The following is a 12907-nucleotide window of genomic DNA, read 5'->3' as shown; positions in this document are numbered from 1 at the left end:
ATGAACTTGCAACGGCGCCGCTTTCTCCAGAAAAGTTCGGCCGTCCTCGCGACGGCCGGTTTCGCGCCGGCCGGTCGCGCGGAGACTTTTCCATCACGGCCGATCCACTGGATCATACCCTTCGCGCCCGGCGGCAATTACGACGTGACGTCACGTCTGGTGGCCGAGCCGATGAGCCGGCAGCTTGGACAAACCGTCGTGGTAGACAATCGACCAGGCGCCGGCGGCGTGGTCGGACTGGAGGCGGCAGCGAATGCACCTGCCGACGGCTACACCATCACGATGGCAAGCTTCAGCGTGATCTATATTGCGCCGCTCTTGGCAGGAAAGCAGCCGCTGCTGCCGGCGTTCGCGCCCGTCAGCATCCTGACCACCGTCCCGACACTGGTCGTCACTCGCGCCGACAGTCGCTTTTCCGATATGCGCGCGCTATTGGCCGAGGCGCGCAGCAAACCCGGGACAGTAAGCATCGGCCATTCCGGCAACGGCACGACCAATCATGTCGCGATCCTGCGTCTGCAGGTGAACGAGAAGCTTAGCTTCAACATCATCCCCTACAAGGGATCGGGGCCGGGGTTGAACGACATGTTGGCGGGCAATATCGACTGCTTCGCCGATCAGCTCACCGCGTCCATGCCCTATATTCAATCCGGCAAATTCAGGCCTCTCATGGCCTTGGGGCCGGAGCGCATTCCGGAACTCCCGGATGTGCCGACGCTGGAGCAGGTCGGATGCAAGACTTTCAATGGGGCGACGACTGCAGGCGTGTTCGTGCGTCGGGAGACGCCTGCCGATATCGTCCGCCGGCTGAACGAGGCCGTCGTTGCAGGGCTCAGGGACGAAACCGCCCATCAACGGCTGCGCGACCTCGGCGCCACGGTCCGACCGTCGACGCCAGGCGAATTCGAGGATCAGCTCAAGGCAGACGAAGCCAACGTCGCGGAGCTGTTGAAAATGGGTGTGCTGAAGCCGGAATAGGGTCGGCTTCAGGCGATTTCCCGCATCACCTTCCAAAGGTCGGCTTTACGTTCGAAGCCGATGCCGGGCGTCTCCGGTAGGGTAACGCGGCCGTCGGCCACCGGACAGTCGTCGGCAAACCCGCCAAAAGGAGCAAAGACCTGCGGGTAGGATTCGTTGCCGCCGCATTGCAGGCCGACGGCGATATTCAGCGCGAATTGATGCCCGCCATGCGGCACGCAGCGACGTGGCGACCAGCCATTCGCTTTCAACATCTCGAGCGTGCGCAGATATTCGACGAGACCATAGCTCAGCGCCGGATCGAACTGCAGGATGTCGCGGTCGGCCCGCAACCCGGCATGGCGGATCAGGTTGCGGGCGTCCTGCATCGAGAACAGGTTCTCGCCCGTTGCCAGGGGCGGCGCGTACTGTGTGGCGAGCGCGGCATGGGCGAGATAGTCGAGCGGGTCGAGCGGTTCTTCGTACCAGCGTAGCCCCAGCGACTGGATCGCGCGTCCGAACTCGATCGCCGTCAGCAGGTCGAACTTGCCATTGACGTCGACGGCCAGGCGTTCGGCGGAGCCGACGATGTTCAGCACGGCGCCGATGCGTTTCAGGTCCTCGGCAAGCGGCACCCCGCCGACCTTCATCTTCACGCAGGAATAGCCGAGATCGAGATAGTGCTTCATCTCGTCCTGCAGCGCTTCGAGGTCCTTGCCGGGATAGTAATAGCCGCCGGCCGCATAGACCCACGCCTTGTCGTCGTATTGGCCACCGTTGTATCGATCGGCGAGAAGCTTCCAGAGCGGCACCCGCTTGGCCTTGGCGACGGCATCCCACAACGCCATGTCCAACACGCCGACCGCCACCGAGCGCTCGCCATGCCCTCCCGGCTTTTCGTTGGCCATCATGGCCGCCCAGCATTTGCCGGGATCGAGCAGGCCCTCCCCATCGAGCAGCGAGTCGGGCTTGGTCTCCGTCAGCCGCTTGATGAAACGTTCGTTGAGAAGCCCATGCTGGGCGTATCGACCGTTGGAATTGAAACCGTAGCCGACAACGGCTTTGCCCTCGACCTTGAGGTCGGTCTCGATGGCCACGACGGAGGCGGTCATCTGGCTGAAGTCGATATAGGCGTTGGCGATGTTGGAGCGGATGGGCGAGACGATGTCGCGGACGGCGACGATGCGCATGATGCAACCCGTGGCAGACAACCGATGATGTCGTTCTACAGGGCCTCGATCCGGCGGGCCAGCAGAACGGCTCGCCGGAGGAGGGTTGTCAGGTGACGAACACGGCGCGGCGTGTCTGCCGCAGCAGCAGCCACCACGCGATGGCGCCATTCAAGGCGTTCCAGGCGATACCGTTGATGAAGGCGGCCCGGTAGGAGCCGGAGAGATCGAAAAAGACCCCGCCCATCCAGCCGCCGAGCGCCATGCCCACGATCGTGGCCGAGACAGCAATCCCCATACGGATACCCGCTTCGCGGGAGGGGAAATATTCGCGCACGATAATGGCGTAGCTCGGCACGATGCCGCCCTGGAACAGACCGAACAAGGCCGAGACGACGTACAGAGAGGTGAGGGTATCCGAGATCAGATAAAGGAAGAGGGCGACGGCCTGAAGTGTCGAGCCCAGCAACAGGGTCTTGATGCCGCCGACGCGATCGGCAATCCAGCCGGACGCGACCCGGCTGACGATGCCGAAACCTAGCATGAGGGACAGCATCTCCGCGCCCCGCGCCACGCCATAACCGAGATCCGCGCAGTAGGCGACGATATGAACCTGCGGCATCGACATGGCGACGCAACAACCGATGCCTGCCAGCGCCAACCACGCCTGCAGCGCGGCCGGCGACAGGCCAAGGCTGCGGGCCGAGTGGGCGGCCGGCATTCCGCCACTCGCGGAGGGATCTTGGACGAGACGGCGCCGAAGCGCGAACCCGAGAGGCAGCATCGCCACCAGACAGATGATGCCAATCGTGAAATAGGTCGACCGCCATCCCTCATGGCTAACGAGGTGCTCCACGATCGGTGGCCACAGAGCGCCGGCCACATAATTGCCGGCCGAACAGATTGCGACGGCGAGTCCGCGTCGCTTGTCGAACCAGTGCGACAGATCGGCCACGAGGGGGACGAAGGTTGCGGCAGAGCCGAAGCCGATCAGGATGTGCGCGAGCGCGAACAACAAGGCGGTCGGCGCATAGGATGCAACCGCGAAACCGGCCGCCAGCACCACCGTGCTGAGGGTGACGGTCAAGAGCGCCCCCTTGGCATCGATCAGGCGCCCAAGCAGAATGCTGCCGATGCCAAATCCCACCATCGTCGCGGTGTAGGAGAACGAGACGTCGGCGCGCGTGACGCCGAAATCGGCCTGGACGGGCGGCAGGGCGACGACCACGGCCCACATGCCGACGCCGCCCAAGGTGCTGAGCGCCACGCTGGCAGCCAGTCGCCACCAGGCGTAACGCGATTCAATATCGCTCATTATTCCTTGCCCCTTGGTCTGTCAGCCGCCGGCGACACCCTGGGTGTTCACGTAAAGGGCATAGAGAGAGTGGCTTGCTGCCATGAACAGACGATTGCGATAGCGTCCGCCGAAACAGACATTGGCGCAGCGCTCGGGCAAATCGATATGGCCGATCGGCTTGCCCTGCGGATTGAACACCCGAACGCCGTCGAGATCGGCGCTTCCCATGCCCCAGCCACACCAGAGGTTGCCATCGATATCGACGCGGAAGCCGTCCGGTGAGCCGCCTGGTCCGGCATCGATCAGCACGGTGCCCTTGCCGAGCTTGGTGCCGTCGTCGAGCAGATCGTAGGCGATGATCTGACGATGCGGCTCCGCGCGCGACGCCACGACATACAGCTTCTTCTCGTCGGGTGAGAAAGCGAGCCCATTCGGCCCCGGGATGGTGTCGACCATCATCGTGAGCTTGCCGGTTCGCGGATCGAGTCGATAGACGGCCGGCTTGTTCTCGCTCTCGTCCTTGTGGCCTTCGTAGTAGCCGAGGATGCCGAACTCCGGATCGGTGAACCAGATCGTGTGGTCGGACTTCACGATCACGTCGTTGGGCGAGTTGAGTTTCCTGCCATTGTAGGAGTCGGCCAGCACCGTGATGGAGCCATCGTACTCGGTCCGCACCACGCGTCGCGTGTCGTGCTCGCAGCCGACCAATCGTCCTTGCCGATCGCGCGTATGGCCATTGGCGTTGTTGGAGGGCTTTCGGAATACCGAAACCACACCGGTCTCCTCATCCCAGCGCAGGATGCGATTGTTGGGGATGTCGCTCCAGAGAAGGTAGCGGCCATCGCCGAAATAGACCGGTCCTTCCGACCACCGGCAGCCGGTATAGAGACGTTCCACCGAGGCCAGCATCAGTCGATACTTGTTGAAGGACGGATCGAGTACGCGCACCGCCGGATCGGGGTAGCGTTCGTTGGGTTGCCACATCCTGGTTTCCTGCCCTTGCTTCGTTCTTCTTTTCGATCACGCAGTCTAGCCCGCGACGCTGCGGAATACATCGACGAAGCGTTCGACATCTTCCTCGTCGTTGTAGACATGCGGGCTGATGCGCAGGCGGCCGAGCCGTGGCGCGGCATGAACGTTCCGGGCCGCGAGCTTCTCGGGGAGATGCTCCGGCATGCCCTTGGGGAAGGCGACGCTCAGGATATGCGGCGCCCGCAGCCTGGTGTCCGGCACGCGCACATCGAGATTGCCCAGGCCGTCCGCGAGCAGGCCCGTCAGCATCGACAGCCGTTTGACGATGGCGTCGTTGCCCCAAGCGGCCATCATCTCCATGCCGATGGCTGCCATCTCGAGGGAAACGAAGTGATCGCGCTCGCCCATGTCGAAGCGGCGCGCATCGTTGCGATAGGCGAGATCGCGGAAATAGACCGTGTCCTCGGCAGAGACCGCCTTGCGCGCGGCCGCCGTTTGCTCGAGCGGCACGCCTTGCTGCCGGCGCTTGGCGACATACATGAAGGCGCGACCGTAAGGCCCGAGCACCCACTTGTATGTCGGAAAGATCAGGAAGTCGGGATCCAAGGCCTTTACATCAATGTGCCGGACGCCGACATCGTGCGTGGCATCGATCAGGAAGGCGGCACCTTGTCTCTTCAAGGCCGCGCCGATGCGGGCCACATCGAGAGCGCCGCCGTCCGACCAGTGGACCGACGATAGGGAGGCCAGCGCCAACGGTGCCGCTCCCTTTCGCTCGATGGCCTCGAGCACGGCCGTTGTCCAATCGCCGTCGCCTGGCTGCGCGACGGTCTCGACGGTGAAGTCACCGGCGATGGCACGACTGACCCATTCCAGAACCGGCGAAGTGTGGTCGTTCTCGAGCACGATCACGCGACTGCCAGGCGCGATGGCCAGCACCTTGCCTGCGGTCGACACGCCGTAGCCGACCGACGGGATCAAGGCAATGTCGTCAGCGTCGGCGCCGATCAGTGCGGCTGCGGCTTTGCGGGCTCGTTCGTACTGAGCGCCCTGGAAGTCCGGCGCCAATTTCCACGGCTGGCCCTTGCGCCCGATCGCGGCCCGCCCCGCCTCCTGCACGGCGCGCGGCAGTGGGCTCCAGGAAGCGGCATTGAAGAAGCACACGTCACGCGGCATGTCGAACAACTCACGCTGGCAAGGCAGCATCCATCGACTCCTTCACTCTGGATGAGGGGAAACTAGCACGGCATTGCCTCAATTTTCCGCAGCGCCACATGAGGACCTCTCGTCCTTGATTACCTGCTGCATCATTGAGCCTTCGCGGGTGCGAAACCATCTTGGCGTCAGCTTTGATTGTCCAGCCGAAGGAGGGAGAGATGAGTTTCCAATCGCGTCACCCGCTTTCCGCGCAGAACCTGTTCATGACCGAGGTCGAGCATCGGCAGAGCCTGCGCCAGCGGATGGCACTTACACTGGCCGTTTGGAGAGAGCGGATGCGTACCCGCCATTGCCTCGCGCGCCTGGATGCGCGTAGCCTCCGGGAACTGGGCATCTCGCCTGCTGCCGCCGCGTTCGAGTCCGGCAAACCATTCTGGCGGAGCCTGGGCCCCTTGCGCTAATCGCAGCATCTTCGCGTCCATCTCAAGGTATTTTCGCGGAACGATTGTCGGTGTCGTGCGTTAAGATCGCGCGCAGGCGCGGTCGTCTCCCGTAGCGGCCGCCGGCGGCGTATTCCGTTCGAGTACCCGTCGCGCTTTGGCAATGCTTTCAAGCGGCGAAGGGACACTTGGGATGACACCGCCGGAACTCGACCGGAAATCGGCGCTCTTCCTCGATCTGGATGGGACACTGCTGGAAATCGCCGCTACGCCGGAGCAGGTCGTCGTGCCGCCCGGCTTGCCGTCGCTTCTTGCGCATCTCCATCATCAGCTCGAGGGCGCTGTCGCCATCGTAACAGGTCGGCCTTTGGCGCAGACCGACGAGCTTCTTCGCCCTTTCAGCGCCAGCGCGGCGGGTGAACATGGCGTATCGCTCCGCTATGCGGACGGGACGCGCGAGGAGCTGCCGGCGGGGATTGCCGTGCCCTCGGCGTGGCGGGAGGAACTGGAGGCGGCGGTCCAACGCTGGCCAGGTGTCCTGGTCGAGCCCAAGCCGCATGGCTTCGCGGTGCATTACAGGCTGGCCCCGGAATACGGCAACGAGGTCTGGCGACTGGTCCGCCAGCTCGTGCCGCCCGAGCACCCTTGGTTTCATCTCGTTCCGGCGCGCGAGGCCGTCGAGATCGGCCTGCGCTCCGCGTCCAAGGGACATGCGGTCGAGCGGCTGATGGCGCATGCGCCCTTCCACGGACGGCGCCCGATCTTTATCGGCGACGACTTCACCGACGAGGCCGGCATGAGAAAGGCGCGCGAACTCGGGGGAATCGGATTGCGTGTCGCCGAAGTGTTCGGCGGCGATCCGGCCAATGTGCGGGCCTGGTTGATGGAGGGAGCGCAGCGGCTCGATGGCCGGTCCGCGTCATCCATTCCGACGGGGGTGACGCCATGAGCACGCTCGATCTCGGCGTGGTCGGAAACTGCGCCATCGCCAGTCTGATTGACCGCAACGGACGCCATGTCTGGCACGGGCTGGGACGATTGGACGGCGATCCGGTGTTCAACGCCCTGCTCGGCGGGGTGAACCCGCAGGGCGGTTTCATGGAAGCGGCCGTCGCCGGTGCTCGCGAGCCGGGTCGGCAGCGCTACCTTCCCAATACCGCCATTCTCGAGACGACGATCGAGGGAACAAGCGGGACGGTGCGCATCGTCGATTTCGCGCCGCGCTTTCGCCGTTTCGGACGCATGTTCCGTCCGCCCATGCTCGTGCGTCGGCTGGAGCCGGTAGCGGGGCGGCCGCGAATCGCCATTCGTATTCGGCCGACCTTCTCCTACGGAGCCCACAGGCCGCAGCTGACCAGCGGCAGCAACCATGTCCGCTTCTTCAGTGAAGCGGCGGTGATGCGGCTCACGACCGACGCGGCGGTCACCTATATCCTGCACGAGACGGAATTCGCCCTCGACCGCCCGCTGACGCTGATTCTGGCCGCGGACGAAAGCATTCCCGAAAGCCCCGATTCGCTCTATCGCACCTTTCTCGCCGAGACCGAGTCGTACTGGCACACCTGGGTTCGAGATCTGAACATTCCGTTCGATTGGCAGGCGGCTGTCATCCGTGCCGCCATCACCTTGAAACTCTGCAGCTTCGAGGATACGGGCGCCGTATTGGCGGCGCTGACGACGTCCGTTCCGGAAGCCGCCGCCACGCCACGGAACTGGGACTATCGTTTTTCGTGGCTGCGTGACTCTTTTTTTACAGTGACGGCCTTGAATCGATTGTCGGCTACACGAACGATGGAGCGGTTCGTGCGCTTCATCGTCGACATCGTCGAGGCCGGCAGTTCGCGCGGCGAAGCCGATCAGATCCCACCCTTGTTCCCGATCGCGCCGGGCACCGACACCGCCGAGCGCATCGTCGAAACCTTGCCGGGATACCGCGGTTACGGCCCGGTCCGCATCGGCAACGCGGCGGTCGGGCAGCGCCAGAACGATACTTACGGCTCCATGGTCCTGACTGCGGCTCAGATGTTCTGGGACGAACGCCTGCCGCGGTATGGCGATCTGGAACTCTACCGTCAGCTGTGTGTGGTGGGGAACGAAGCCCACCGCGCTGCGTTGACGTGCGATGCCGGACTTTGGGAGTACCGTGAGCGCGAAGAGGTCCACACGTTTTCAGCGGCCATGTGCTGGGCCGCGCAGCACAGGCTTGGCATGATCGCCCGCCGGGTCGGGGTGGATTCGGAGTCGCGCGAATGGCTCGCCAAGGCGGGCGTGCTGCGCCAGGAAGTGCTGCAGCGCGCCACCACGCCGGACGGCTGGCTCTCTGGCGTTCTCGATCGCGAGATGTCCGACGCTTCCAGTCTGGTCCTTCCCGAAATCGGATTGTTACGCTCCGACGACCCGCGCTTTCACGGGACGCTCGACATGGTGGCGAAGCGGTTGATGAAGAACGGCTTCGTCATGCGCTACGTCGAGGCCGATGACTTCGGCAAACCGTCGAATGCGTTCTTGCTGTGTACCTTCTGGTACATCGATGCCCTCGCAAGTGTCGGTCGGCGCGAGGAAGCGCTTGAGCTCTTCAACAACGTCCTGGGTCAGCGCAATCATGTCGGCCTGCTGTCGGAGGATCTCGATCCGCGGACCGGCGAGCTGTGGGGGAATTTTCCGCAAACCTACTCGCAGGTGGGGCTGATCCTCTCTGCCATGCGGCTGTCCCGAAGCTGGGAGGAGGGCCTATGGCACGCGTCATAATCGTCTCCAACCGCGTCCCGATCCCGAAGTCGCGCGGCGCCTCTGCGGGTGGTCTGACGGTAGCGTTGCGCGATCTTCTGACGCCGGGAACCGTGTGGTTCGGCTGGAGCGGACGGCTGTCGGCGGACCCCTCCCTGCAGCCGGCGATCGTCGAGGCGCGTGGCGTCACCTACGCGACCATCGATCTGAAGGCGGAGACCTATCGCGGCTTCTATGTCGGCTTCGCCAACGGCACGCTGTGGCCGTTGCTGCACTTCCGGCTTGGCCTGATGCAATACCGGCAAGAGGATTACGACGACTATCTTTCCGTCAATCGCCTCTTCGCCGAATCGTTGAGAACGATGCTGCAGCCGGACGATACCGTCTGGGCGCACGATTACCACTTGGTTCCGTTCGCGCGCATGCTGCGTCAGCAGGGCTTCCGCGGTCCGCTCGGCTTCTTCCTGCACGTGCCCTTTGTGCCGCCGTCGATGCTCGAAGCCTTGCCGGTCGGGCGCGAGCTCGTGGCCGATCTTTGCGCCTACGATCTCGTGGGCTTCCAGACGGAGGAGCATGCGCGCGATTTCCGCGACTGTGCCCAACGGCTGCTGGGCGCCACGGTGAGGGGCGAATGGGTCCGGCTCAACGGGCGCAGCATGCGAGCTTTTGCGGATCCGATCGGCATCGATGCCGAGGGCTTCCATCAGGAAGCGCAGCGGGCGGAGAACGACAGCCTGGTGAAGCGTGTCGCTGGCAGCCTCGCCGGCCGCGCTCTGGCCATCGGCGTCGACCGCATGGACTATTCCAAGGGCCTGCCGCAGCGCTTCGAAGCTTATGGCCGCCTGTTCGAGCGCCATCCGGAGCATCGCCGACAGGTCCACTTTCTCCAGATCTGTCCGCGGTCGCGTGAGGAGGTCGACGAGTACCGCAAGCTGCGCATCGAGCTCGATCGTCTGACCGGCCGCATCAATGGCCGCTTCTCGGAGTTCGACTGGACGCCGCTGCGCTACAGCGCTCGCGCCGCGCCGCGCAGTACCCTTGCCGGTCTCTATCGGATCGGCCGTATCGGCCTGGTGACGCCGCTGCGTGATGGCATGAATCTGGTCGCCAAGGAATTCGTTGCCGCCCAGTCCGATGAGGATCCCGGCGTGCTGGTGCTGTCGCAATTCGCTGGTGCGGCCCAGGAGTTGACGGAAGCGTTGATCATCAATCCGTTCGACCCCGATGCCATCGCCGACGCCATGCACCACGCCCTGATCATGCCGGCACCGGAACGTAAGGAACGCCATCAGGCCCTGAAGGAAAAGGTCTTTCGCACCACCGCGCAGGCCTATTGCGCCCGCTTCATGGACGCCCTGCTGTCGATCAAGGCGCAGTCGATTCCGCGGGTCGCCGCCTGAGCGCGACCACCTATCGTCACCACATCGTCTTGGCGGCTCGCTCCGGCCAGTCGCGGTCATAGGCTTCGCCGCCCACGCGATCGCGGCTGAGAGCGGCCAGGATCTGGCCGGCCGTCGGCAGGCTTCGCGGATCGACGTGGCGGGCCGGATCCCACAGCTCCGATCGCACCAGCGCCCGGGCGCATTGGAAGTAGATCCGCTCCACCGTCATCACCGTCACCGAACGGGGCGCCTTGTCCTCGATCGCGAACGACGCCAGCAGGGACGGCTCGATGCTGATATGCGCGCGTCCGTTGACGCGCAGCGTGTTGCCGACGCCGGGAATCATGAAGAGCAGCGCGACGCGCGGGTCGCGTACGATGTTGCGCAGCGAATCGATGCGATTGTTGCCGCGTCGATCCGGCAGCATCAGGGTTCGCTCGTCGTGGATGCGCACGAACCCGGGCTTGTCGCCGCGCGGCGAGCAATCGAGGCCTTCCGGTCCGGCCGTGGCCAGTGCCGCGAACGGCGATGCTTCGATATAGGCGCGATAATGCGGCGTGATGTAGTCGATCTCCTTGACGGTGGAAGCCTCGTTCGGCTGCCCATAGAGCGCTTCGAGCTCAGCGACGGAGTTTACGATGTGGTCGGACATGGTGCTCCTCAGGCGGCCCATCGCGCCGCCGACGTGCCGAGCGGTTCGGCTGGCTTGGCGAAGAAGGACGGAGTCTCGCTCAGCTGTATGACCGGTTTGAGATGGCGGATATGACCGAGCGGCCCGTCGCTCTCCATGAAGAGCGGCGCCAGCTCGTTGTCGGGAAGCTCGGCAAGGCCGTCGGCAGGATCGACGGTTCCGAGACTCGCCAGCCAATGCGCCACCTGGACCAGGGAAACGCGCACGTGCCACGATCCGCCCTGTTCGACGCGGCGCGCCAGACCGATCATGGCGCCCAGCGCGCCGAGATAGCCTGCGATGTAGTCGAGCGCCTGGACCGGCAGGTTGCGGGGCTTCACGAGCGAGCCTTGTGTTGCGGCGAGCCCGGTCACGTTCTGGACGATCGAATCGAATCCGCGTCGCGCGGCCCATGGGCCCTCGTGGCCGTAGGCGCAGATGCTGACATAGACGATGCCGGGCCGAAGCGACGCCACCTGCTCGGGCGAGAAGCCGCGGCCGGCAACCGTACCGGGCCGATAGCCCTGGGTGAAGACATCGGCATCCTGAATCAAGCCCTTCAGGGTTTCCACGCCGGCCGGTTCGCGCAGATCGATCCACGTGCAGCGCTTGCCGTGGCCGGTGTCCATCAGCAGTTCGGTTTGGTAGGGCAGGTGCGGTGCCACGACATGCAGCACGTCGGCCCCGTTCTCGGCCAGCACGCGACCACTGGTCGGTCCGGCCAGGACCCGGGTCAGGTCGAGGACCCGCACACCGGACAGCGGACGATCGCCTTCAGGCAGCGGCCGCGGTGGCGCGTCTCCAATCGGAACGATGTCGATCAGGGGTAGCTGGGAGACGGCCTGGCCATGCGGATGCGCATTCCATTCGTCGCGGCTGCGAGTGAGGCCGCCAACGCAACCGCCGGCAGCGATGGCCTCTTCGATCGCAAGGCCATCCCATTTGGCGACCGCCGCCGCCAGTGCCTCCTTTGTGTCTGCCGCGGCGCCGGCGATCCGCAGGGCACCGGCCCGATGATGCGGATGGTTGGTGTGGAGGAACATGTGGCGGCCGTCCCGGGTCGGATAATGACCGGTCAGCGGATCCCAGGAGACCGGTCGCTCGCCGTTGCGCAGGACATAGGTATTGGATCGTAGCGACGCCGCGGCGGCGTGCCGGTCCACGGTCACTGCCTGGCCTCTGCCGGTCCGCAGACGCCACAGATCGGACAACGCAAGGCCCACGGCCCCCAGGGCCGATGCGCCCGCTTCGGCGATCCGCCAGGGGGTGCGGAAGACCGGATCGCTGCTGCCGCTCACAAGCAGATTGTCATCGCTCCGCGCCGGCCGGCCCAGCAAGGCCAGGATGTCGTGACTGAGAGTTGCGTTCATTTGCCGGCCATGATCTGGGTCAACAAGTCCATCAGCACATTCGGGCAAGTTATGTGCGGATTGTGGCTGGCATCGATTTCATAGTAGCTCCAACCGGGCTCGGTCTTGGCGCGCTCCGCGAACTGGCGGAACACGTCGCCCGGGCCGTTTTTCCGGGCGTAGATGTAATGGCGTGGCGGCGGCGACTCCTTCGATTCCAACCTGATCCTTTCCTCGAAAGTCCGGATCGGTTGCGGTCGTCGCCGCGGGCTCGCCCACGCCTTGTCCTCGGGAGAGGTATCCGGTGGCATCGGGTTGACCGGCAATTTCCAGCCTTCGCCGTCCTTCGCTGCGCCCGCGCGCATATTTCCCTCGGCCTTGGGGCCAACGAGATCGAACAGGCTCTGCCCATCCCTGGGTGCGAAGGCGTCGATATAGACGATGCGGCCGATCCGGCTCCGCGCACGATCGGCAACGCCGGTGGCGACCATCCCGCCATAGGAATGGCCGAGAAGCGTGACGTCCGTCAGGTCCTCGAATTCGAGCAGGGATACGACATCCTGGACGTGGGTCGACAAATCGATGGTCGGCGCCAGCAGGTGGGCGCGGTGGCCAAGCCCGGTGTAGGTCGGCGAAAAGAACTCGTGTCCCGCCGCCTGGAGCAGCGGCCGCATCTTTTTCCAGGCCCAGGCGGCCGACCAGGCGCCGTGCGCCAAAACCACAGACGTCATATGTTTTTTCCTTCCCGCACTGGCGGCATTGACGCTCCGATGCTATTAGGAAGCA

12 protein-coding genes are annotated in these 12907 nt (G+C 64.5%); 5 read left to right on the top strand and 7 right to left on the bottom strand.

Features of this window, described 5'->3' with window-relative positions:
* Positions 1–978, top strand: a complete 978-nt coding sequence (locus B5D62_RS11435; protein WP_085933996.1) for a Bug family tripartite tricarboxylate transporter substrate binding protein — start codon at positions 1–3, stop codon at positions 976–978.
* A gap of 8 nt (positions 979–986) precedes the next feature.
* Here B5D62_RS11435 and B5D62_RS11430 read toward each other — a convergent pair whose 3' ends face one another.
* The 4 genes from B5D62_RS11430 to B5D62_RS11415 form a co-directional block, all read right to left on the bottom strand.
* Positions 987–2147: a mandelate racemase/muconate lactonizing enzyme family protein gene (locus tag B5D62_RS11430; RefSeq protein WP_085933995.1), complete on the bottom strand. Its 1161-nt coding sequence runs from the start codon at positions 2145–2147 to the stop codon at positions 987–989.
* Positions 2148–2235: 88 nt separating this feature from the next.
* On the bottom strand, positions 2236–3441 hold the full coding sequence (locus B5D62_RS11425; RefSeq protein ID WP_085933994.1) for an MFS transporter: 1206 nt from the start codon (positions 3439–3441) through the stop codon (positions 2236–2238).
* 21 nt (positions 3442–3462) lie between these two features.
* Positions 3463–4407 carry an SMP-30/gluconolactonase/LRE family protein gene (locus B5D62_RS11420; RefSeq protein WP_085933993.1) on the bottom strand — a complete coding sequence of 315 codons (945 nt, stop codon included), beginning with the start codon at positions 4405–4407 and terminating at the stop codon, positions 3463–3465.
* Between the two features lie 45 nt (positions 4408–4452).
* Positions 4453–5601 (bottom strand): aminotransferase class V-fold PLP-dependent enzyme, encoded by a 1149-nt coding sequence (locus B5D62_RS11415; RefSeq protein ID WP_085933992.1) that lies wholly within the window; start codon positions 5599–5601, stop codon positions 4453–4455.
* A gap of 170 nt (positions 5602–5771) precedes the next feature.
* On the opposite strand from B5D62_RS11415, the gene B5D62_RS11410 reads away from it, so the two are divergent.
* From B5D62_RS11410 to B5D62_RS11395, 4 genes are all read left to right on the top strand, one after another.
* Positions 5772–6014 (top strand): DUF1127 domain-containing protein, encoded by a 243-nt coding sequence (locus B5D62_RS11410; protein WP_085933991.1) that lies wholly within the window; start codon positions 5772–5774, stop codon positions 6012–6014.
* A gap of 172 nt (positions 6015–6186) precedes the next feature.
* Positions 6187–6942, top strand: coding sequence for a trehalose-phosphatase (otsB, locus tag B5D62_RS11405; RefSeq protein ID WP_170920893.1), 756 nt, complete (start codon positions 6187–6189; stop codon positions 6940–6942).
* A gap of 248 nt (positions 6943–7190) precedes the next feature.
* Positions 7191–8741, top strand: a complete 1551-nt coding sequence (locus tag B5D62_RS11400) for a glycoside hydrolase family 15 protein (protein ID WP_419188780.1) — start codon at positions 7191–7193, stop codon at positions 8739–8741.
* Positions 8726–10120: an alpha,alpha-trehalose-phosphate synthase (UDP-forming) gene (locus B5D62_RS11395; protein ID WP_085933988.1), complete on the top strand. Its 1395-nt coding sequence runs from the start codon at positions 8726–8728 to the stop codon at positions 10118–10120. Before B5D62_RS11400 ends, B5D62_RS11395 begins: the two co-directional genes overlap by 16 nt.
* A gap of 16 nt (positions 10121–10136) precedes the next feature.
* On the opposite strand, the gene B5D62_RS11390 is transcribed toward B5D62_RS11395, so the two are convergent.
* Genes B5D62_RS11390 through B5D62_RS11380 form a run of 3 tightly spaced genes read right to left on the bottom strand, consistent with a single transcriptional unit; the run spans position 10137 to position 12852 of the window.
* Complete coding sequence (locus B5D62_RS11390; protein WP_085934724.1) at positions 10137–10754, bottom strand: pyridoxamine 5'-phosphate oxidase family protein; 618 nt, start codon at positions 10752–10754, stop codon at positions 10137–10139.
* An 8-nt stretch (positions 10755–10762) separates the two neighbouring features.
* On the bottom strand, positions 10763–12142 hold the full coding sequence (locus tag B5D62_RS11385) for a CoA transferase (RefSeq protein WP_085933987.1): 1380 nt from the start codon (positions 12140–12142) through the stop codon (positions 10763–10765).
* Entirely contained in the window at positions 12139–12852 is a 714-nt protein-coding gene (locus tag B5D62_RS11380; RefSeq protein WP_085933986.1) for an alpha/beta hydrolase, read from the bottom strand. Before B5D62_RS11380 ends, B5D62_RS11385 begins: the two co-directional genes overlap by 4 nt.
* Positions 12853–12907: the final 55 nt, after the last annotated feature.

The organism is Enhydrobacter aerosaccus, from assembly GCF_900167455.1.
GTDB classification, from domain to species: domain Bacteria; phylum Pseudomonadota; class Alphaproteobacteria; order Reyranellales; family Reyranellaceae; genus Reyranella; species Reyranella aerosaccus.
The sequence above is the reverse complement of the archived record's forward strand: the minus strand, read 5'-3'. Positions and strand labels throughout refer to the sequence as shown.